The 20,257-nt window shown below is 44.5% G+C and carries 21 protein-coding genes; 9 read left to right on the plus strand and 12 right to left on the minus strand.

Translation table 11 applies throughout. From position 1 onward, the window contains the following. Positions 1–110 precede the first annotated feature (110 nt). On the plus strand, positions 111–965 hold the full coding sequence (gene rpoH / locus C7Y69_RS02755; RefSeq protein WP_126871734.1) for an RNA polymerase sigma factor RpoH: 855 nt from the start codon (positions 111–113) through the stop codon (positions 963–965). A gap of 119 nt (positions 966–1,084) precedes the next feature. Here the strand turns inward: rpoH and C7Y69_RS02760 are convergent, their stop codons facing one another. From C7Y69_RS02760 to pip, 3 genes are all read right to left on the minus strand, one after another. Continuing rightward, positions 1,085–1,993, minus strand: coding sequence for a bifunctional GNAT family N-acetyltransferase/hotdog fold thioesterase (locus C7Y69_RS02760; RefSeq protein ID WP_126871735.1), 909 nt, complete (start codon positions 1,991–1,993; stop codon positions 1,085–1,087). An 83-nt stretch (positions 1,994–2,076) separates the two neighbouring features. Beyond that, positions 2,077–2,514, minus strand: coding sequence for a D-aminoacyl-tRNA deacylase (gene dtd, locus C7Y69_RS02765; RefSeq protein WP_013786284.1), 438 nt, complete (start codon positions 2,512–2,514; stop codon positions 2,077–2,079). Further along, positions 2,514–3,488, minus strand: a complete 975-nt coding sequence (gene pip / locus C7Y69_RS02770) for a prolyl aminopeptidase (RefSeq protein ID WP_013786283.1) — start codon at positions 3,486–3,488, stop codon at positions 2,514–2,516. Before pip ends, dtd begins: the two co-directional genes overlap by 1 nt. 98 nt (positions 3,489–3,586) lie before the next feature. On the opposite strand from pip, the gene C7Y69_RS02775 reads away from it, so the two are divergent. Both C7Y69_RS02775 and C7Y69_RS02780 read left to right on the plus strand, forming a co-directional pair. Continuing rightward, complete coding sequence (locus C7Y69_RS02775; protein ID WP_013786282.1) at positions 3,587–3,829, plus strand: hypothetical protein; 243 nt, start codon at positions 3,587–3,589, stop codon at positions 3,827–3,829. Next, positions 3,826–4,464 (plus strand): DUF2959 domain-containing protein, encoded by a 639-nt coding sequence (locus C7Y69_RS02780; RefSeq protein ID WP_126871736.1) that lies wholly within the window; start codon positions 3,826–3,828, stop codon positions 4,462–4,464. Before C7Y69_RS02775 ends, C7Y69_RS02780 begins: the two co-directional genes overlap by 4 nt. Positions 4,465–4,578: 114 nt before the next feature. Here the strand turns inward: C7Y69_RS02780 and C7Y69_RS02785 are convergent, their stop codons facing one another. Beyond that, positions 4,579–5,463: a virulence factor BrkB family protein gene (locus C7Y69_RS02785; protein ID WP_013786280.1), complete on the minus strand. Its 885-nt coding sequence runs from the start codon at positions 5,461–5,463 to the stop codon at positions 4,579–4,581. A gap of 159 nt (positions 5,464–5,622) precedes the next feature. Continuing rightward, the gene (gene metF / locus C7Y69_RS02790; RefSeq protein ID WP_013786279.1) at positions 5,623–6,507 is read right to left on the minus strand and encodes a methylenetetrahydrofolate reductase; all 885 of its coding nucleotides are present in this window, start codon (positions 6,505–6,507) and stop codon (positions 5,623–5,625) included. 151 nt (positions 6,508–6,658) lie between these two features. Between metF and metJ the strand changes: the two genes are divergently transcribed. Further along, positions 6,659–6,985: a met regulon transcriptional regulator MetJ gene (metJ, locus tag C7Y69_RS02795; RefSeq protein WP_013786278.1), complete on the plus strand. Its 327-nt coding sequence runs from the start codon at positions 6,659–6,661 to the stop codon at positions 6,983–6,985. Between the two features lie 77 nt (positions 6,986–7,062). Here metJ and C7Y69_RS02800 read toward each other — a convergent pair whose 3' ends face one another. Then, complete coding sequence (locus tag C7Y69_RS02800; RefSeq protein WP_013786277.1) at positions 7,063–8,304, minus strand: malic enzyme-like NAD(P)-binding protein; 1,242 nt, start codon at positions 8,302–8,304, stop codon at positions 7,063–7,065. Positions 8,305–8,688: 384 nt separating this feature from the next. Here C7Y69_RS02800 and C7Y69_RS02805 point away from each other — a divergent pair, with 384 nt between their 5' ends. Further along, positions 8,689–9,003: a hypothetical protein gene (locus C7Y69_RS02805; RefSeq protein WP_126871737.1), complete on the plus strand. Its 315-nt coding sequence runs from the start codon at positions 8,689–8,691 to the stop codon at positions 9,001–9,003. Positions 9,004–9,198: 195 nt separating this feature from the next. Here the strand turns inward: C7Y69_RS02805 and rpmE are convergent, their stop codons facing one another. After that, positions 9,199–9,411 carry a 50S ribosomal protein L31 gene (gene rpmE, locus C7Y69_RS02810; RefSeq protein ID WP_013786275.1) on the minus strand — a complete coding sequence of 71 codons (213 nt, stop codon included), beginning with the start codon at positions 9,409–9,411 and terminating at the stop codon, positions 9,199–9,201. Positions 9,412–9,722: 311 nt separating this feature from the next. Here rpmE and priA point away from each other — a divergent pair, with 311 nt between their 5' ends. The 4 genes from priA (at position 9,723) to hslU (ending at position 14,882) form a co-directional block, all read left to right on the plus strand. Beyond that, complete coding sequence (priA, locus tag C7Y69_RS02815) at positions 9,723–11,927, plus strand: primosomal protein N' (protein WP_013786273.1); 2,205 nt, start codon at positions 9,723–9,725, stop codon at positions 11,925–11,927. Between the two features lie 129 nt (positions 11,928–12,056). Continuing rightward, complete coding sequence (locus C7Y69_RS02820; RefSeq protein WP_013786272.1) at positions 12,057–12,626, plus strand: SPOR domain-containing protein; 570 nt, start codon at positions 12,057–12,059, stop codon at positions 12,624–12,626. Between the two features lie 323 nt (positions 12,627–12,949). Beyond that, entirely contained in the window at positions 12,950–13,474 is a 525-nt protein-coding gene (hslV, locus tag C7Y69_RS02825) for an ATP-dependent protease subunit HslV (RefSeq protein ID WP_013786271.1), read from the plus strand. Between the two features lie 79 nt (positions 13,475–13,553). Then, the gene (hslU, locus tag C7Y69_RS02830) at positions 13,554–14,882 is read left to right on the plus strand and encodes an HslU--HslV peptidase ATPase subunit (RefSeq protein WP_013786270.1); all 1,329 of its coding nucleotides are present in this window, start codon (positions 13,554–13,556) and stop codon (positions 14,880–14,882) included. A 53-nt stretch (positions 14,883–14,935) separates the two neighbouring features. On the opposite strand, the gene C7Y69_RS02835 is transcribed toward hslU, so the two are convergent. The 5 genes from C7Y69_RS02835 to C7Y69_RS02855 are packed head-to-tail and all read right to left on the minus strand — an operon-like array spanning position 14,936 to position 19,954. Continuing rightward, on the minus strand, positions 14,936–15,853 hold the full coding sequence (locus C7Y69_RS02835; RefSeq protein WP_013786269.1) for a RimK family alpha-L-glutamate ligase: 918 nt from the start codon (positions 15,851–15,853) through the stop codon (positions 14,936–14,938). 53 nt (positions 15,854–15,906) lie between these two features. Then, positions 15,907–16,131, minus strand: a complete 225-nt coding sequence (locus C7Y69_RS02840; RefSeq protein ID WP_013786268.1) for a hypothetical protein — start codon at positions 16,129–16,131, stop codon at positions 15,907–15,909. Positions 16,132–16,179: 48 nt separating this feature from the next. After that, positions 16,180–16,491, minus strand: coding sequence for a helix-turn-helix domain-containing protein (locus C7Y69_RS02845; RefSeq protein WP_013786267.1), 312 nt, complete (start codon positions 16,489–16,491; stop codon positions 16,180–16,182). Further along, entirely contained in the window at positions 16,491–18,701 is a 2,211-nt protein-coding gene (locus tag C7Y69_RS02850) for a peptidase domain-containing ABC transporter (RefSeq protein WP_013786266.1), read from the minus strand. The genes C7Y69_RS02845 and C7Y69_RS02850 overlap by 1 nt, the downstream gene beginning before the upstream one ends. A gap of 2 nt (positions 18,702–18,703) precedes the next feature. Beyond that, complete coding sequence (locus tag C7Y69_RS02855) at positions 18,704–19,954, minus strand: HlyD family secretion protein (protein WP_260563414.1); 1,251 nt, start codon at positions 19,952–19,954, stop codon at positions 18,704–18,706. Positions 19,955–20,257 lie beyond the last annotated feature (303 nt).

Raw genomic sequence — 20,257 nt, forward strand, 5'->3', positions numbered from 1 at the left:
TAGAAGATGGGTACTACATACCAATAACTGGTTTGGTTTCTCATCGCAATTAAGTCTCGCGCGGCTGATGTTACTTTGCTAATATCAAGTTGCAAAGAATGAGGTGAATAATGAGCAATAAATTGCAATCCCTAGCACTATCAGTTCCTCACAGCGGTAGCATTGAAGGCTACGTACAAGCTGTAAGTCGTATTGATATGCTAACTGCAGAAGAAGAGCGCGGATTAGCGGTGCGTCTTCGTGAAGATGAAGATTTAGAAGCAGCACGCAAGCTGGTTATGTCTCATCTACGCTTTGTTGTGCATATTGCAAAATCTTATTCAGGATATGGTTTGCCACAAGCTGACCTTATCCAAGAAGGTAATATTGGTCTAATGAAGGCAGTTAAGCGTTTCGACCCAACAGTGGGCGTTCGTTTGGTTTCTTTTGCCGTACATTGGATCAAAGCTGAAATTCATGAGTTCGTACTCAAGAACTGGCGTATTGTTAAAGTTGCTACCACAAAAGCGCAACGTAAATTGTTCTTCAACTTACGCAAAGCGAAAAAACGTCTTGGTTGGTTTACCCACGAAGAAGTGCAAACGGTAGCCAGCGAGCTGGGTGTGAGTACGAAAGAAGTGCTTCAAATGGAAGCGCGAATGAGCAGCCAAGATCAAGCATTCGATCTTTCTGCTGACGAGGACGAAACGGGCAACTTTGCACCGGTTCAATTTCTTGAAGATAAATCAACTGATGTTGAGATGGACGTTATTAATAACGATTGGGATACTAATGCGAGCAAGCGTTTGTACTCAGCCATTAAGACGCTAGATGACAGAAGCCAAGATATTATCGAGACTCGTTGGTTGGCTGACAGCAAAATTACACTTCAAGATCTTGCTGATAAGTACGAAGTATCTGCTGAACGTGTTCGTCAAATTGAAAAGAACGCGATGAAAAAGCTTCAAGCTGCCATGGTTGCGTAAGCAAGCGCCGCCCAAGCGTCTAAGCTAAACAAATATAATTGAAAAAAGCGCCTACTGGCGCTTTTTTTGTATGTGTCATTTACGAAAGTAAAAAACAGCGAATAATATACCTTTGCTCGTTAGGCCTCGGTTTGCTCTGGAAGCACCCAAAACACCCCTTCAAACTCTGCCACGGCATTATCGCCATCCAAGATATCTACGTTCAAAGCAAATCGTGCTTTCTCACCTTTTTCTAAAGGCTTAAATTTGCCCGATAAGGTTTCTATATTACAGATTGCACGAGGCTTCATAGTAATGGGCTTATGATAGTGAATATCGCCGTCGCCCAATACAATATCGCCTGTTAGCCCGCGCTCTTTTAGTTGTAAGTAAATCATTCCCCAACCAGTTAATGTGGCTAACGAAAAAATACTGCCGGCAAACATAGTGCCATGAACATTAATATTTTTATTAAGTGACGCTCGGGTTTCTAATGTTCTGCCTGTGTATTGGTATAATTTAATACCCATATGTTCTGTAATGGGAATGGTATCAGTCCAGGTTTGCTGTAATGATTTACACCATTTGGGATGCAGCACTAAGGTGTTATTTTCAGTTAGCTTTTTTACCATTTGCTGGCGTCTTAGCATGCCTAATTCGTTAGGCGCTTCACGTTCAACGACGAAGCCGCATGAACTAAAAAAGTCGATGGAAACTTCTCGGCTGTTGGTCACCGCGCGTATAGCACCCAATTCTTTCGCCACGTTCTCTAAAGCGTCCATTATCATCTGCCCAAGCCCTTTACGCAGATGATCAGGGTGTACGGCAATATGTCGAATTTGTGCTTCTTCAGCGGTATTTAAATGTACTCGTCCACAGGCAACAATGTCGCCTTTACCGTTCACTATGGTGCGGTGCTCTGCCACTTGTTCATATTCATCTTTCTCTGAACCAGGAGGAAAGTTCCATGGCTGGCGAAGGTGAGCCCAGCGAAAATGAAAATAGGCTTCGAATTCAGTATCGCTTTTAGGGGTTACAACCTTATACACAATAGAGAGGCCTCGTATGAAAGAATGAAAATCTATTTAACCTTACGCTTTTCAACTGCACAAGATTAATTCTAGTATGTTCATTATACCTGAAACTGGAATGTGGCGGGTCCGTCATTTACTAAAGCGACTTTCATTTCAGCACCGAATTGCCCAGTTTCCACCACAATGCCCTTTTGTCTAAGGGATTCTATAAATTGCAGATAAATAGCATTGCCATGTTCAGGTGTTGCTCCTCTAGAAAAGCCAGGACGATTACCCTTTTGCGTGTCGGCCACAAGAGTGAATTGGGACACCACTAATACTTTCCCCCCGATTTGCTCAACATTTAGGTTCATTTTTCCATCGCTGTCGGAAAAAATACGGTAGCGGCATAATTTGTTAGCAAGCTTTTCGATTTGTTCTGGGCCATCGTCTTTTTCAACGCCAAGCAGCACTAGCATACCTTGTTCAATTTCACCGATGATTTCATTGTTCACTGACACGCTAGCTTCAGACACTCGTTGAACCAACCCAATCATTACTTTTGCTCCTTTAAAAATCTTGCCATATCTCTGGTTGCGCGGCACAACGCATAAGCAATGCCCGGTTCAGACGTGCTATGGCCAGCATCAGGAATGATTTGAAGTTGGCTTCCCGGCCACGACTTATGTAATGATTCTGCCGCTTCAGTTTTACATATCATGTCATATCGACCATGAATGATAGTGCCAGGAATATCACTTATTTTATTTATATTATCAAGTATATAGCCTTCATCAATAAAGCATTTGTTGGTTAAGAAATGGCATTCAAGAGTGGCTAAGCTGGTGACAAGCGATAGGGGATATTGACTGGTGGAATCGCCAGTGCCAGGTGGTAAAGATACGCGAGAAAGTCGCTCTTCCCATTGATACCAGCGCTTTAACGCCGCATGGCGTTGTACCTCGTTATCGGCTTTCAATGTATTGAGATAATGCGTACAAATAGCAGCGGTACTTAGCGAACCGTCTATCCCTTTAACGAACTGGCGATAATATTCTGGAAAAAGCTGAGCGGCACCCCCTTGTGGCGACAAAAACCAGTCTCGGTCTTGTTGGCGTGCTAAAAATACGCCGCGAAGAATAAGGCCGCTGACATGATCAGCATACCTAAAAGCATAAAGAAGCGCTAAGGTTGAACCCCATGAGCCCCCAAACACTAACCAACTCGATACGTTGAGCTGGCGCCTTAATATTTCAATATCTTCTACATTTAGCCATGTATCGTTGTCTTTGATGCTGGCTAATGGTGTTGAACGACCACATCCCCTTTGCTCGAAACCGATAATACGGTATCGGTTACTGTCGAAGAAACATTTATAATTTGGCGGTAAACCAGCACCTGGACCACCATGAATAAAGAGTACTGGAATACCTTCAGGGTTGCCGCTCTGCTCGTAATATAGAGAGTGCCCACATCCCACCTCGATAAATCCATTTTGATAGCAGGTAACATCTGGGTAAAGTCGTTTCATTTTATTTCCGCGCGTTGTGCGGGTGCCTGTTTTAGTTTAGTTTATTCTTATGAAATACTACATAATCATATTCTGATAACAATTGCGAGGAAGTTTATATGTCAGGGCAAGGATCTGGCGGCAATGTGATTGCTGCAATCTGTAACTTTTTTATTCCAGGGTTAGGGCATTTAGTACAAGGGCGAATACTTGGCGCACTGTTTTATTTTATTGTGGTTGGAGTGAGCTATGCGCTTGCCGCAACCGTAGTATTAGCAATTGTATTTTGGCCACTTGGCGTTATTTTGCACATTATTTGTATTATTAGCGCGGCCCGCTATCGAGGGAGAGAGATGTTATGAGGCTAATAGCAACCGCTATTATTGCTATGTTGGTACTAACTGGCTGCCAATCTGCGTATTACGCGGCGTGGGAGAAAGTAGGCGTTGAGAAACGGGATATCCTTGTGGACCGTGTTGAAAACGCAAAAGAGTCGCAAGAAGACGCACAGGAAGAGTTTAGTTCTGCGCTGGAAGCTTTTAGTGCCGTGGTTGCCTTTGAAGGTGGCGAGTTAGAAGATGTTTATAACAAGCTTAACAGCGAGTATGAAAACAGCCTTTCTGCTGCCAATGATGTCACTGATCGTATCGATAAAGTTGAAAGTGTTGCAGAAGCACTTTTTGACGAATGGGAAGACGAGCTAGAAAAGTATCAAAATGCGTCGTTAAAACGCGAAAGCACTGAGAAGTTGCGTGATACAGAGCGCAGATACAGCGCGCTTATTAAAACCATGCGTAAAGCAGAAAGCAGAATGGCACCGGTATTAAGTGCGTTTCAAGACAATGTTTTATACTTAAAGCATAACTTGAATGCTAGCGCGATTGGCGCGTTGCAAGGTGAGCTTTCAACTATTCAAAATGATGTTGATCAACTCATTGAGCAAATGAATTCAGCTATAGCTGAATCTGATGCCTTCATTGCTGCCATGTCTAATTAATGAGTGCCCAACTAATAAGTGTGTCGCTTATCAGTCGTTAGCTTGTTTCTACTATTAACAAGCTAATACGATACTAAAAAGGCGTTGTAGTTTCGTTTCCTACAACGCCTTTTTTTATTCCTCTGGAATTTGCCTTGGCTCGGCTTCCGCTTTTCTATTTTCAAACGCTTGGCCCAGGCTACACGTAAACTCAGCGCCTAATAGCACTAAAATCCATGAGATATAGACCCACAAAAATAAGATAGGTACTACGGCTAGCGCACCGTATATCAACTCATAGGAGGGGAAATTAGTAATATAAAGGGCAAAGCCAGACTTCGTTAATTCGAACGCAACCGTCGCCAATATGGCACCTGAAATAGCGTGACGGGCAAAAACACGTCGGTTCGGAACTATCATGTACAAAATAAAGAAAGCCAGCATGGCAGCAAAGCTAGGTACAAGAGTAAGTAAAAACGTGCCTAACCCAGGGGTATATTCTTCGGCGAAAGCAGCTAGACCTGCTAAATAAGAACTAATTATCACGCTAGAGCCGATAAGCAAGGGCCCTAAGGTAATCACCATCCAGTAAATGGCAAAGGTATACACGATAGGACGATCGCTTTGTGTACGCCAAATACGGTTAAGGGTTTTATCAACGTTGGATATCAGCATTAGCGCCACAACAAGTAGCGATAGAATACCAATAGCGCCCATTTCTGAAGCGTTGCCAACAAAGTCAGACATATACTCATGAACTGTATCGCTAGCGGTAGGTACAAAATTATTAAAGATAAAGTATTCTAATTTACCTCTTACGGAAGCAAACGCAGGAAACGCCGACATGATGGTGAAAGTCACCATGATGAAAGGAACAAGAGAAAGTAGCGTAACGTAGGCTAGGTGGCCTGCGGAAATGGTAATATTGTCTTCACGGCAACGCTTGATGAAGATAGTGAAAAGATCGACAACTTGTGGTGCGAGCTTATGATAGATGGCTTTTACCCGATCCCAATTCACACTTTACTCCTAGTTATTACTCGCCTTGGCCATTCGCCGCTTACCTTGACCTTTTTACAGCGAAGGAAAGTGACAGCAAGGCAAACGAGTCGTTCAAATACCTGATAATAGGCAAATGGTATACTGGTCTGCCATATAGGAGCAAAGGTTTAATCGAAATTAACCTGCTCGCACACCTAGCATGTGGCAAATAGCGTAGCTCAACTCACTACGGTTAAGGGTGTAAAAATGAAAATGCTTCACGCCTTCTTTGGCAAGTACCTTAACCTGATCCATCGCGATGTTAGCACCAATGAGGTTCCGAGTAGCTTGATCGTCATCGTCAAGTCCATCGAACATTTTGTGTAAGAACCCAGGTACATGTACGTTGGTGAAACCGGCGAACTTTACCAAGGTCTGATAATTGGTTACCGGCAGTATGCCTGGCACCAAGTCTAGGTCGATACCTGCAGCTGCTGCTCGGTCACGAAAACGTAAAAATACACTGGTGTCAAAGAAAAACTGTGAAATTGCTTCGCTCGCACCGGCTTCTGCTTTGCGTTTAAGGTTTAGTAAGTCGAATTGGGCATTAGGCGCTTCAGGGTGTTTTTCAGGGTAAGCGGCCACTGAGATATCGAAATCGGCTACATCTTTTAGTAGCGCCACTAAATCAGAGGCGTACATTTCGGTATCTTTCACGCCTGGCGGTAAATCACCACGAAGAGCAACAATACGACGAATGCCAGAATCCCAGTAGTCTTGGGCAATCTGTCTAAGCTCGTCTCTGCTCGCATCAACACAAGTAAGGTGAGGCACGGCTGCAACGCCAGTTTGCTGCTGAATGCGTTTTACCACGTCATGAGTACGGTCACGCTCACCACTATTCGCGCCATAAGTTACCGACATATAGCTCGGTTTTAGCGGTGCTAAGCGCTCAACTGACTTCCACAAGGTTTGTTCCATTTTCTCTGATTTAGGCGGAAAAAACTCAAATGACACATCGATGTCACGCAGTTCCGAAAGGGACTGATTGAGTGCATCGACACCTTGTGCGTAAGAAACCATGGTAAAATTACTCTTTTATAGACGTTTAGACGTCTAAATTAAAGAATTTACGTCTAGACGTCAAGAGGTTTACACTGCTCAATTGACCTTTTCGTCAACTTGTTTAGAATTTCTCTTCATAACATAAATAAGATCAGACAGAGTTAGCATCATGGCAGAGTGGAACGGTAAGTATATTCATCCCTACGCAGAGCACGGTAAAAAGAGTGAACAGGTAAAGAAAGTCACCGTTTCTATTCCTATTAATGTGCTAAAAGCATTAACCGATGAACGTACGCGTAGGCAGATAAACAATTTACGTCATGCGACGAATTCAGAATTGTTATGTGAAGCGTTTCTTCATGCATTTACAGGTCAGCCGTTACCGGATGACGAAGATTTGAGAAAAGATAACCCTAATCGTGTACCTGCTGAGGCAAGGCGCATAATGGAAGATATGGGTATAGACGTTTCTATTGAGAACGAACAAGAAGATTAAAAAAACGGCAATGAAAATTGCCGTTTTTTTATAATCTTTACACTGAATTACACGCCAGTATATGCCTTATATTGCCTTCATTCGGCGCGGTTAGGCACTTCTGGAAGTCGTGCAACGCCAGATTCAATCGCCGCTTTTGACACTGCAGAGGCTATGCGTTCACAGAGGCGAGGGTCCATTGGTTTAGGAATAATGTATTCTTTGCCAAAGGTTAAGCTTTTGCTGTTGCTAGCCGCTAACACAGATTCTGGTACGGGCTCTTTGGTAATAGCACGAAGTGCTTCTACCGCGGCCACTTTCATTTCGTCGTTAATGGCCGTTGCGCGTACATCCAGCGCACCACGGAAAATGAACGGGAAACACAGCACATTGTTTACCTGATTAGGATAATCAGAACGCCCCGTAGCCATAATTAAATCATTTCGAACTTCATGAGCCAATTCAGGCTTAATTTCAGGATCGGGGTTTGAGCATGCAAAAACAATCGGGTTAGGGCTCATTAATGCTAGCGTTTCTGGCGGTAATACATCAGGCCCAGATACACCTACAAAAATATCCGCACCTTCCATCACATCTTCTAAGGTACGTTTATCAGTGTTATTAGCGAACAAGCGCTTGTGCTCGGTAAGGTCTTCACGGCGAGTGTGAATAACCCCTTTTCTGTCTAGCATGTAAATGCGTTCACGTTGCGCACCACATTTAATCAGTAATTCCATACAGGCAACGGCTGCCGCCCCTGCACCCATACAAACTATTTTAGCGCTCTCAATATTTTTACCCTGAATTTCAATGGCGTTCAACATGCCTGCGGCGGTAACAATAGCAGTACCATGTTGATCGTCATGGAATACTGGAATGCTGCAGCGCTTAATCAATTCTTGTTCTATTTCAAAGCATTCAGGGGCTTTAATATCTTCAAGGTTAATACCGCCAAAGGTATCTGCAATATTGGCAACGGTATTAATAAATTCTTCTGTTGTACGATGCTTTACTTCAATATCGATAGCATCAAGCCCTGCAAAGCGTTTAAACAGCAGTGCTTTACCTTCCATAACTGGTTTAGAAGCTAACGGCCCTAAATTACCCAAACCTAAAATAGCAGTTCCATTACTGATGACCGCTACCATGTTGCCTTTGGCAGTATATTTATAAGCATTATCAGGATCTTCAGCAATTTCTCGTACCGGCTCAGCTACCCCTGGACTGTAAGCCAGAGCAAGATCATCCACACTATCGGCTGGCTTTGAAAGCTCTACGCTGATTTTACCTGGCGTGGGTTTGGCATGATAATCTAGTGCACGTTGTCTGAAATCTGACATTAGTAAACATATCCTTCGATGTAGGGGTTAGGCAATCTTCGTTACCGTAAGGGCAATCTGCGTTCTAGCAGTAGAATGTCTTCGACTCTATCACAGGGTCATTTGAGTACATATCTGATCTGCCCTTTATATCTGTCAATTTAGGGCAGACTTGCTTGTATGACCAGTGACATCGTCGAATATTTGCCATTCATCATATTTATGACACCTGGCGAATTAATACATTATTTCTATTTTATAGCTGTGTGAATAGACGTGTGAATAGCCGTGTGTATAGAAAGTTATCAAATAGGTCTTTGCAAACAGGCACTAAGCCGACTGTTCAAGACGCTGGTGAGCGGAATAGGTATAATAATAAACATGAAGAAGAAGGCGTAACTTACCATGTCTGAAAAGAAACTGATTGAAGCGTTAACTACGGTGTGTGAGTGGGCAAAATCTGAGTCGGTTGGCTTTGAATGGCTTACGCATGAGGGTCACTGGCGCAGGCCAGAAATTATTGCGGTGTTTAAAACCGAAAAGCAAAAAAGCGAAGCACTTTCAACTAACTGGAACCAAGCATTCGAACATGAACTTGATAATGTATGCCCCGAATTGAAAGTGCACATCAAAGGAGTTCGCTACGACAGCGAGCAAGCATGCACTTTGCAAAGTAACGGCAACTGGGAACGACATCTAAAACGCCGGGCTTTTCACTAACAAAGCATTGCATTAGCCGAGCATTCCACTTCGCTGCTCTTTACTGGGCGAGCACGGTATTGGTTGAACCCAAATGAAGCGAGAATGAAAAGCGCAGATACGAAAAAATTCAAAACCCACTTACAAACTCCAGACACAAAAAAAGCGCCGATAGGCGCTTTTTTTAAAGAAACATCGTGTTTCTGAGTACTGAGCTTATTTAGCGCCCAAAGCACCGAAACGTTTCTTGAAGCGGTCAACACGACCACCGGTATCAACGTTACGTTGCTTACCAGTGTAGAATGGGTGACATGCAGAACATACGTCTAGGTTAATATCTTTACCTAGAGTAGAACGGATTTTCATTACGTTGCCGCAAGAACATGTTGCTGTCATTTCAGCGTATTCTGGGTGGATACCATCTTTCATTTTGGATTACCTTCAATATGAGGCCGTATCGCTATTTGGCCCGAAGCCAAACACCATACGCAACTTTAAATTCAATGACCAACCGCAGTAATTGCAGTCAGCCGCAAAAGAGCGGCGCATAATAAAGGAAGCAACTAAAGTGATCAAGCACTTTTTGTATGCGAAGTAAACAGGGGCGGCGTTAATCAAGCTCACGGGCTAAAATAAATTCCCTTCCCTTATTTGACATTATGTTTAAATGCCAGATCATTAGCGGTTCTGAATTTACGTTTACTCACTTTACGTTCATCAATTTTGGGGCATCAATTTTAATGGTATTCATTCAGGTGGCTGTACCTGTGCCGCTTCGCCAGCTATTTACCTATTCTCATACCGACACTTTACAACCGGGTGTGCGGGTAAAAGTGCCTTTCGGGCCACGTCAACTGGTAGGCATTGTGGTTGAATCCGGTGTAGACATAGATGATACCAGTAAGATAAAAGCCATTATTGAGGTGGTAGATAGCGCACCTGTTATCGACGAATCGCTAAGAAAAATGGCGCATTGGTTATGGCAGTATTACCACCATGCGCCTGGGGAAGTGATACATGCCATGCTTCCCGTACCACTTCGTAAAGGTGAGCCAGCCACGCCATCCCCCGCGCAATATATTCAAGTCACACCAGAAGGTGCTGATACCGATGTTAAAAGTTTAAGCCGTGCTCCAAAGCAAATGAGCTGCTTAAAAGCGGTTCAAACCACATCAATTATTGCTAGCGAAGCGCGTAAGCATTTTTCACCCGCAGTAGTGAAAGCGTTATTAGATAAAGCACTTATTGAGCTCGTAGACATTACGCCTGAACTTACTGCACAAGCGTGGTTGGATACCTTCGAAATTGGCGAAAAGCCCGTACCTGATAAAGAGCAAGGGGTCGCGATAGCGGCATTAAACCAGCAACATGGCACCTTTGCGATTAGCTTGCTTGAAGGGGTGACAGGTAGCGGTAAAACCGAAGTGTATCTGCAATCTATTGAACCTTTGCTTAAAGCCGGTAAACAAGTGCTTATTTTAGTGCCTGAAATTGGTTTAACGCCGCAAACCGTTTCGCGGTTTGAAAAGCGCTTCAATATTCCTGTAGGCGTATTGCACTCTCAATTAACAGACGCCGCGCGATTATCGGTATGGCAGCGGGCAAGGGCAGGCGAACTCGGTATTATCATTGGTACTCGCTCAGCGATTTTTACGCCCCTTAAAAACCCCGGCATGATCATCGTTGATGAAGAGCATGATGAGTCATTTAAACAACAAGACGGGCTTAGGTATCACGCCCGTGATTTAGCGGCTATGCGTGCCAAAGAGCACAGTATTCCTTTGTTGCTCGGCAGCGCTACCCCAGCGCTTGAAACGCTTAATAACGCGTTAAACGGCCGCTTTGCGCATTTGCAACTAACACGGCGCGCCGCAGGGGCGCAAAGTACCAAGCAGTATTTACTAGATGCCCGAGACCAACCTATTCATTACGGCATTTCAGAAGGCTTGCTGACAATTATGCGCCAGCATGTAAATGCAGGGAACCAGATTCTGGTTTTTGTGAATAGACGAGGTTATGCCCCTGCGCTTTTATGTCATCACTGTGGCACCACGGCAATGTGTAAGCGTTGTGATAGGCCTTATACCGTGCATAAAGGGCAAAACAGGCTGCAATGCCACCACTGTGGTGCTACCCGTTCAATGCCCAAAGAGTGTGAAGCTTGCCACAGCCATGAAATGGTAACGGCGGGGACGGGCACCGAGCAGGTAGAAGAAGGTTTAATGAAGCTCTTCCCCGATGCCAAACACGTGCGCATAGACAGTGATACGGTAAGAGGAAAAGACAAGCTACATCAAACCCTCGACGCTATTAACCGCCAAGAACACCAAATACTGGTAGGTACCCAAATTCTATCGAAAGGGCATCATTTTCCTCACGTTACATTGGTGGTGGTGTTAGATTGCGATGGGGCGCTATTTAGTGCTGACTTTCGAGCTCCTGAAAAGCTAGCGCAGCTCGTTACGCAGCTTGCAGGGCGAGCAGGGCGAGCCAGTAAACCCGGAGAAATGTGGCTGCAAACCCACAATCCTCACCACCCTTTATTACAAGATTTAGTGAACAACGGCTATGCCCACTTTGCTCGCCATGCGTTAATGGAACGAAAAGCGTCTGCATTGCCACCCTATATTAGTCAATTTGTGATTCGGGCAGAGGCAACCGAGAGCTCATCGGCCTATGCATTCCTGCAGCAGGCTAGGGGCGTGCTTTCAAACTCAAATACTGCAAACGCAAATTCTAAGGGCTTAGTACCGCAAATGAGTGGACCATTTCCCTGTTTAATTGAAAAACGACAAGGGCGTTTTCGCTTTATGCTGGTGTGCAGTCATGAAAAACGTGCGCCGTTACATAACGCATTGCGGCTAGCTCTGCCGTATTTACAAGGGTTACCGCAGGCGGCAAAAGTACGTTGGTCGGTAGATATCGACCCCACCGATTTCAGTTAGCACACAGGTTCCTATTACGGTAAAATCTTAACACTGATGTATACAAGTGTTTCAGGGTTGTGCACTATGTCTTCGTCTCATGGCATCACCCATCTAAAATAACGATAAGTAGTAGGAAAACTGCCGAATATGGCTCAACGCGATTATGTATCTCGTGGTAAAGCACCACAAAAAAAGAAGCCCGAAAATAAAAAGCGCGGTAAATCACAGGTGAAGAGTGGCCCCACTGCCTCATTCCCTATTGTTCGCCTTGTTATTGTGGTGATATTGCTTATCGGCTTTGCGGTTTTCTTATGGTCTATTAAAGATAACGCCAGCTCTGAGGTAGATACCGAAGTTGTACGCCCTGTAGCGCCTACCCAAGAAGCTTTGCCCGAATTGCCTAAAGAAGAGTGGGAGTATATTCGTACTCTGCCAGGGTATGAAGTGGAAGTAGACGTTGCCGAACAGGAAAAATCAGACAAACGTTACCTTATGCAGTGCGCGTCGTTCAGAACCCGCGCTCAAGCTGAAGAAATGAAAGCGAAAATTGCCTTTCAAGGTTTAGAAGCACTTATTCGTCAGAGTTCTGGCAGCAACGGCGAATGGTTCAGGGTTATTTTAGGGCCATTTGAATCGAAACGAGATGCAGAAAAAGCCAAGCACAGCCTTCGTAAAGTGAATATTGCGACCTGCCAAATTTGGTACTGGAATTTATAAGCGTAAACGCTTTTTGTTCACTATCTATTACTCATTATTCATTAATAAGGGCATTCACCGCATGATGTGGTGGATGCCTTATATTCACCTCATAATAACCATCTCATAATAGCCACCTCATACTCCTTTGTAGCGCTTAACGCTTTAATACGTACCCGTTGACTAAATACGTCTTCACTGCTTTTTCTTTTAACAGCCCCTTTTAGCTGCCCGTTTTAACTGCTCCCCTTGAAAACGAAAACCCTTCCCCCATTTCATAACAAAGTCTTTTTTCAGTTATCGCCCGAGTCTGCGATAGCGCCCACCTTAAACGGGGATTAAACGTGACAACGATTGTATCTGTAAGACGTGGAAATCAAGTTGTGATGGCTGGCGATGGTCAGGTGTCACTCGGCAATACCGTAATGAAAGGTAATGCACGTAAAGTGCGCCGCTTGTACCACGATAAAGTATTAGCTGGCTTTGCAGGCGGCACCGCCGATGCCTTCACCCTTTTTGAACGCTTTGAAGCAAAACTTGAAGCCCACCAAGGTCATTTGACCAAGGCGGCGGTCGAACTTGCCAAAGATTGGCGAACCGATCGCATGCTGCGCAAGCTAGAAGCCTTATTAGCCGTAGCCGATGAAACCGCGTCTTTCATCATTACCGGTAACGGCGACGTAGTTCAGCCAGAAAATGACCTGATTGCTATTGGTTCAGGCGGCAACTATGCCCAAGCTTCTGCTATTGCTTTGCTGGAAAACACCGAACTGACTGCAAAAGAAATTGCGGAGAAAAGTTTGACCATAGCCGGTGATATCTGCGTATTCACTAACCATAGTCAAACGGTAGACGTACTCGATTACTAAGTGGCTGTTTAACTAAAAATAAACAGCGACTTGTGCCTGCTATCGATGCAGTAGCACCAAAACAGAAAAGGGTTTATGCATGTCTGAAATGACACCTAGAGAAATTGTTCATGAGCTAGACCGACACATTATTGGTCAGCAAGATGCTAAACGTGCGGTATCGATTGCACTTCGAAACCGCTGGCGCCGTATGCAACTTGAACCAGAGTTGCGTCAAGAAGTAACGCCTAAAAATATTCTTATGATTGGCCCAACAGGTGTGGGTAAAACTGAAATTGCGCGCCGCTTGGCAAAATTAGCGCATGCGCCGTTCATTAAAGTTGAAGCCACTAAGTTCACCGAAGTGGGCTATGTGGGTAAAGAAGTAGAAACCATCATTCGCGACCTTGCTGACATTGCCGTGAAGATGACCAAAGAAACTGAAATGAAAAAGGTGAAATTCCGCGCTGAAGAAGCAGCGGAAGAGCGCATTCTTGACGTACTTATTCCTCCTCCTGAAGATGCATGGGGTAAGAAAGAAGACGTTGAAGATAGAGGCACACGCCAAGCGTTCCGTAAAAAGCTTCGCCAAGGCGATTTAGACGACAAAGAAATTGAAATTGATGTGGCACTTCCACAAGTAGGCGTAGAAATTATGGCGCCTCCTGGAATGGAAGAAATGACCAATCAGCTTCAAGGTATGTTCCAAAACTTGTCGGGTTCACAAAAGAAAAAGAAGAAGTTAAAAATTAAAGATGCACTGAAAATGCTGGTGGAAGAAGAAGCCGCACGTTTGGTGAATCAAGAAGACTTAAAAGAAAAAGCGATTGAGTCGGTTGAGCAACACGGCATTGTGTTCGTGGATGAGATTGACAAAATTTGTAAGCGTGAAGGCAATACGTCAGGCGATGTATCGCGTGAAGGTGTTCAGCGTGACTTACTACCCTTGGTAGAAGGGTCAACGGTATCGACCAAGCACGGCATGGTGAAAACAGACCATATTTTGTTTATCGCTTCTGGGGCGTTCCAAATGAGCAAGCCGTCAGATCTTATTCCTGAGCTTCAAGGTCGTTTGCCCATTCGCGTTGAGTTATCAGCCTTAGAAGTAGGTGACTTCAAACGTATTCTTACCGAGCCAAATGCGTCGCTTACCGAGCAATACAAAGCGCTTATGCTGACCGAAGGCGTGAATATCGATTTCGTGGAATCAGGCATTCAGCGTATTGCTGAAGCTGCATGGCGAGTGAACGAACGCACTGAGAACATTGGTGCGCGCCGTTTGCACACGGTACTTGAACGTCTAATGGAAGATATCTCGTTTGATGCGTCTGAAAAAAGCGGTGAGTCTTTCGTGATTGACGAAGATTACGTAAACAGCCACTTAGAGTCGCTTGTAGAAAACGAAGATCTATCGCGCTTCATTCTATAAAGCCCTAGGGCTAGTAACACAAAAGAGCCCATTTATTTAAATGCGCTCTTTTTTTATGTGGTTAATAATTTCACTAAACGGCCGGTAATATCAACACCAGTCTCGTTTTCAACAAACAAGAAGAAAGGGCAAGGGTTGGCTTCTAAGAAATAGTATTCACCCTTGGTATTTTTACGCCAATCGATAGCGCACCAATGCATGCCTAAGCCAGTGCATATCTTTCGTGATAAATCCTGCATTGGTTTAGGAAGGGGCGTCAGTAAAGGCCGTGCGTTTATATCTTCTCTGAAATCGAGGTTGTGAGAGTCTATTTGTACACTGACCACTTCATCGCCAAGTACGTAACTTCGAATATTTGTCCCTTCAATAAATGCCTGAAAAGTGACAGGGCGCTCTTTTAACAAAGCCTGTACTAAGCCGCGAGTATCATAGCCCTGTTGCACGAACTTCGCTGTTTCGCCGCCTTTAACGGGCTTATAGACCACCTCGCCTATGTTCGCACAAAACTGTAAAGCTACATCACTAGCGTTACCTATGTAGGTATATGGCACCTTAGCGCCTAGCTTTTTTGCCATTCGCAATTGAATCGGTTTGCAGTGATGGGCGCGAATGGCGTCAATACCATTAACCCACTTAGTTTCACTGAATAAAAACCAACATAACAAGGTGCTGGCATATTCCTGATCTAACCATTGTGAAGACACACTATCAGAGGGTTTCACCGAAGGGGGAATATATTGATGCCAATAGGCAGATGTGATGTCCGATAGAGGAATTCGAAACAGACCGTTGCGGGTAGGCTGGTTAAAATGTAACAGGCCATCATTAAAATCTGGGTCGTAGCTGAGCTGCCAGTGCTCACCAAAGTAGTTGGTATTGATAATACAGGGGTCGTTTTTATCGGCAATTAAGGTTTCAGCCACATGTAGAATTTGTGGGTCACTCTCGCTCCCTATTAATGCAATCTGCATTGAAATATCCTTTTTAAGTGGTAAAAGGAGGACTGCTTAACCTCCTTAATCTGCTATGACAATAAATCGGGTAACTGTCCGCCGTCCTCACCAATCGCTAGGGTGATGTAGACAGGTTGTTTAACAAAGCGAATGGGGTCTTTGTCTGCGTCTGCAGATACCCCAGACTTCCCGCCAGTGACTTGCAGTAGTTCTTGGGCTTTAAGGTGAAGGTCAGAGCCGTTCAATGTGTTTTTTTGCGTATTTTCTTGTGTATAGCTATGAATGTTATGTTGCATTTTTCGCTCCTTATATAAGCGTTTTAGTGTAGTTAAAAAGGGTAGCGGTTAGGCCAACCTTAGGGGGTGGTAAATCGATCGAAAGCAACTTGCGATGAGCGCGGTGCGGCTGCTTATTTTCAGTTTTTTGTAGATGTTGGCGCAGTGGAACTTAACGGTGCGTTCGCTAATAAATAGCTCTGCTGCTATCGCTTTATTCGACAAGCCCTCCATGATCTTTCGCGCAACCTGAAGCTCGCGTTTAGACAGGGTGTCGATAGGAAGGGCATTACTGTTTAAGTTATCTACATGCTTAACGATTTGTTGACGCTCAATATCGGTGAGCAAGGGTGTAGATTCTCTAACTTCGGGCGTTATCATTATGAATCTCCTAGTGGGGTATTATTATTTTCTTCTACTACTTCAGAAGCTGGGCTGTGCTGCAGAGTGCCGTCTACCAACTGATAGACAGTATCTGCAAGGGCAATCGTTTGAGGGCGATGGGCAACCATTATTCGGGTAATATTGAGCGCCTTTAAATGGGTATTGATAATGTGCTCGTTGTGAATATCTAAATGGCTACTCGCCTCATCAAGAAACAAGATGTCGGGCTCTCTGTATAGCGCTCGCGCAAGCAGTAGCCGTTGTTTCTGACCACCACTTAAGCTACTTCCCATATCGCCGACCAACGAGTGATATTGCATAGGCATGGCACAAATTTCGTCATGGATACAGGCTAATTGGGCGGCACGTATAACCTTTTCTTGATTCGGTATCTCATCGAAACAACTAATGTTTTCAGCCATAGAGCCAGAAAGGCACATGTCTTCTTGCAATACAGACGCAATGACTGGGGAATGATTTGATGAAATTGTATTGTGACTAACCGTTCCATCAAACGGTGCATACAGGCCCATCAGGCATTTAAGTAAGGTGCTTTTTCCACTGCCGCTTGCACCAACGATGGCAATTATTTCCCCTGCGCTAACCGATAAGTTGAGGTTTTCAAAAATACATTTACACCCCTCACCATAGCGATAACTAAGGTTGTGGGCTTTTAAGTGAATAACTGGTGTATTTGAAGCGATTTCATGGGAAGAGGTCGCACCTGAGACTGAAGGTACGTTTGTATAGGGGCTAGATTGTTGTGACAGTACTGTGGTTTCAGCAGGCTCTGTTAGTACAATATCGCTCAAACGAGAAAAGTGTACGGCCAGCATTCGCAATTCGATAAATTTCGACACTAGGCCGTCTACTGCGGCAGTGAATTTGGTTTTGTAAGCGATGAAGGCAAGCATCATTCCTACCGTCAGCATATTATCCATTACCAAAGATGCCGCAATAAAGATTACAACGATGTTTTCAATACCAAATAAAATCTGGTTTACCGCATCGCTTCCAATATTGAGTTTTCCCAGACTAATGTCTTTATTCAAAGTGGCGACTAACTTGTTTTGCCACTGACTATGGCGCTGGGATTCTTGATGGTAGACACGAATAGGCAGCATACCCCGAACACTTTCCATAAAGTGGCTTTGCTCGGTGGCGCCTAACGCAATTTTCTCTGTTGTGAGTCGCTTAGTGACAGGTATTAACGCGATGCGAAAAAGTAGATATATTGCCACTACTAGCACCACACACAATGTAAGCTTAACGGAATAAAGGGCCATCACGACGAGCGTGATAATGGCCAATACGCCATCGAGAAATGCAGTCACAAGCCCCGTAGTGAGGAACTCACGAATATGTGCGAGGGAACCAAATCGAGACACCACATCGCCCACGTGCCTTTTGGCGAAAAAATCCAGCGGTAGAGAGAGTAAATGTTGAAAGACGGAAGCCGACATTTGAAGTTGAAGCCTGCTTGATACAGCAAGGATCAGAAAGCGCCGCAACACTCTGGTGAAGATGCTTATCAGTAGCAAAAAAGTAAACCCAATAGCAAGCGCGGTTAATAATGCTTGGTTCCCTTGCAATAACACATCATCGACCACGGTTTGCACGTAATAAGGAGAGGCTAAAGCGAACAGTTGAAGTAATGCAGACAGCGCCAGCAAGGTCGCTAAATTACGTTTAAACCCTACCGTGCGAGTAAAGAAGTTTCTTAGCTTTAGTAAAGGCCTTGCGGGTGGTGGCGAAAAATTGTCTTTAGGCGTAATTTCTAACGCTATTCCCGTTAGGTGTTTACTCGCCTCATCAAAGGTGAAAGTGCGTTTGCCAATACTCGGGTCGTGTATGGTTAATCGCTCTTGCTTTACCTTAGTCAGCACAACAAAATGACGCATATCCCAATGTAGAATTGCTGGCAGGGTTAGTTGAGATAAATCTTGTGGCTCAACTTTTAGTGCGCGACATTGAAATGCCATTTGCTGCGCAATATCCATAATATCTTTAAGCGTGATACCGCGAAGTGAAACGCTAATGTGCTGGCGAAGGTGGGTCATATCCCGTTTGTCGCCATAATACTGCGCCACCATACTCACACAGGCCAAGCCACATTCAGCAGCTTCAGTTTGAAGCACTACCGGCACTTTGTTTTTAGGTGACAAAGCGCTGAGTACAGGTGAGGTAAATCCGTGAGCAATAGTCATAATTACAACCTTTTCGTGACGCTTAGCAGCGGCTCTAAAATCCATTCCAGTAAGCTACGCTGGCTAAGCGCTACGTCTGCTGAAAACGTCATTCCAGCCTTAAGCATGACCGGGTTTCCATAGGCAATAATGGCGTCGCTATTTACTCGAGCGGTAACCAAATAAGCCGGTTCGCTCACGGTTAAAGGCGCGTTCGCCCACTCACCTGGCAGTAAAATAGTTTCGGAGATGCTAGTTATCTGCCCTTCTTGCAAACCAAATTTCTGATAAGGAAAAGCATCGTATCGAATAGCGAGCTGTTGCCCATTAGCGATAAAGCCGGCGGCGCGCACGGGTACTAGCAATCGTGCTTCTATCGGAGAATTTTCTGGAAGTAAGCTGAGTAGTGGTCTGTTTTGATCGACCATTAACCCAGCGCTAGCTTGCAGGCTTGAAACCACACCATTTTGCGTTGCATAAAGAATGCGCTGCCGATCGCGATTTAATGTCAGCAACTGCTGATTGATATCACTTAGTTGGTTTTTGTGTACGGTACGCTCATTGGCTTGAATCTCGGGTAAACTGGCAATTTCATGTGTCAGCCGGCTTACTTCAGCTTCGCTTTTCAGGTTATTTCGCTCAGCTTGTTTCCATTGTTGCTGGCTACTTAAAAGCTCAAGCTTATAGCTATCGAAATCTGCGTTACTTACATGGCCAGCATTGCGTAACACTTCAAGTGACGTAAATTGATTGTGTGCTAACTGCCACTGTTGATAAGAAATCGCTAAAATATGGCGTATTGTTTCAGCATCTTTTTGCGCGTGTTGAAGTTGCTTTAATAACTGTGCATTGTTGCTTTTATGAATACTAATGGTGCGCGCCAACGAGTCACTTATCCGCTTTCTCTTAGCGAGAAGTTCTTGTTGTAGTTTTAGCTCTACGGTTTCGCCTTGTGGCTGCTGAACCCCGTATTCAATCGACAATAATGGCTCGCCTTTTTTTACTTTTTGGCCCTCGCTGACATACACTTGTGATATGCGGCCTTTTCGGGCGTCGGCGTACAACCTTAGTACGCCATGGGAGGGCTCTAACCATCCTTCTACAGTGGCTTTTCGGGCATAGCTACCCGTAGTGAGATATATCCCCACACCTACTATCCATAAAAGTAGTATTGCCGTTATCCCCATATGGGACGGTCGAGGCGTCATCAATAGATCGCCTTGAAATGGCGAGGTAGGCTGCATTGCCTGATGACGGAATAGTCCTTTTCTCATAACAGTTCATCCCATGAAATTAAAAAAATGGTATTCAGTTGCCATTTCCCTATGGACATAGCGCTTAATCAGCAATCGATGCTTTTTAAACAGCGAAAACCTGAATACCGACAAGTGGTCTTGGGTAAAGCCTTGACGATGTAAACGTTAGATGAAGGCGCTTCGGTATACCGAATAAAGCGAAGTCAGAGCGTTTGCTGCCCTTTATTCATAGGGTGTTGGCGCAAAATTTAATGAAGTTTTGATGAAATGGCTCAAATTTAAATGTGGATAAAAATTGATGGAAATGCAAAAGGTTAGTGA

It is taken from the genome of Alteromonas sp. KS69, from assembly GCF_003989595.1.
GTDB lineage: Bacteria > Pseudomonadota > Gammaproteobacteria > Enterobacterales > Alteromonadaceae > Alteromonas > Alteromonas naphthalenivorans.

Coding starts and splice junctions, on each gene's coding strand:
- rpoH (WP_126871734.1), top strand. CDS start 111: ATGAGCAATAAATTGCAATCCCTAGCACTATCAGTTCCTCACAGCGGT.
- dtd (WP_013786284.1), bottom strand. CDS start 2,514: ATGATTGGGTTGGTTCAACGAGTGTCTGAAGCTAGCGTGTCAGTGAAC.
- pip (WP_013786283.1), bottom strand. CDS start 3,488: ATGAAACGACTTTACCCAGATGTTACCTGCTATCAAAATGGATTTATC.
- C7Y69_RS02775 (WP_013786282.1), top strand. CDS start 3,587: ATGTCAGGGCAAGGATCTGGCGGCAATGTGATTGCTGCAATCTGTAAC.
- C7Y69_RS02780 (WP_126871736.1), top strand. CDS start 3,826: ATGAGGCTAATAGCAACCGCTATTATTGCTATGTTGGTACTAACTGGC.
- metF (WP_013786279.1), bottom strand. CDS start 6,507: ATGGTTTCTTACGCACAAGGTGTCGATGCACTCAATCAGTCCCTTTCG.
- metJ (WP_013786278.1), top strand. CDS start 6,659: ATGGCAGAGTGGAACGGTAAGTATATTCATCCCTACGCAGAGCACGGT.
- C7Y69_RS02800 (WP_013786277.1), bottom strand. CDS start 8,304: ATGTCAGATTTCAGACAACGTGCACTAGATTATCATGCCAAACCCACG.
- C7Y69_RS02805 (WP_126871737.1), top strand. CDS start 8,689: ATGTCTGAAAAGAAACTGATTGAAGCGTTAACTACGGTGTGTGAGTGG.
- rpmE (WP_013786275.1), bottom strand. CDS start 9,411: ATGAAAGATGGTATCCACCCAGAATACGCTGAAATGACAGCAACATGT.
- priA (WP_013786273.1), top strand. CDS start 9,723: ATGGTATTCATTCAGGTGGCTGTACCTGTGCCGCTTCGCCAGCTATTT.
- C7Y69_RS02820 (WP_013786272.1), top strand. CDS start 12,057: ATGGCTCAACGCGATTATGTATCTCGTGGTAAAGCACCACAAAAAAAG.
- hslU (WP_013786270.1), top strand. CDS start 13,554: ATGTCTGAAATGACACCTAGAGAAATTGTTCATGAGCTAGACCGACAC.
- C7Y69_RS02835 (WP_013786269.1), bottom strand. CDS start 15,853: ATGCAGATTGCATTAATAGGGAGCGAGAGTGACCCACAAATTCTACAT.
- C7Y69_RS02840 (WP_013786268.1), bottom strand. CDS start 16,131: ATGCAACATAACATTCATAGCTATACACAAGAAAATACGCAAAAAAAC.
- C7Y69_RS02845 (WP_013786267.1), bottom strand. CDS start 16,491: ATGATAACGCCCGAAGTTAGAGAATCTACACCCTTGCTCACCGATATT.
- C7Y69_RS02850 (WP_013786266.1), bottom strand. CDS start 18,701: ATGACTATTGCTCACGGATTTACCTCACCTGTACTCAGCGCTTTGTCA.
- C7Y69_RS02855 (WP_260563414.1), bottom strand. CDS start 19,954: ATGAGAAAAGGACTATTCCGTCATCAGGCAATGCAGCCTACCTCGCCA.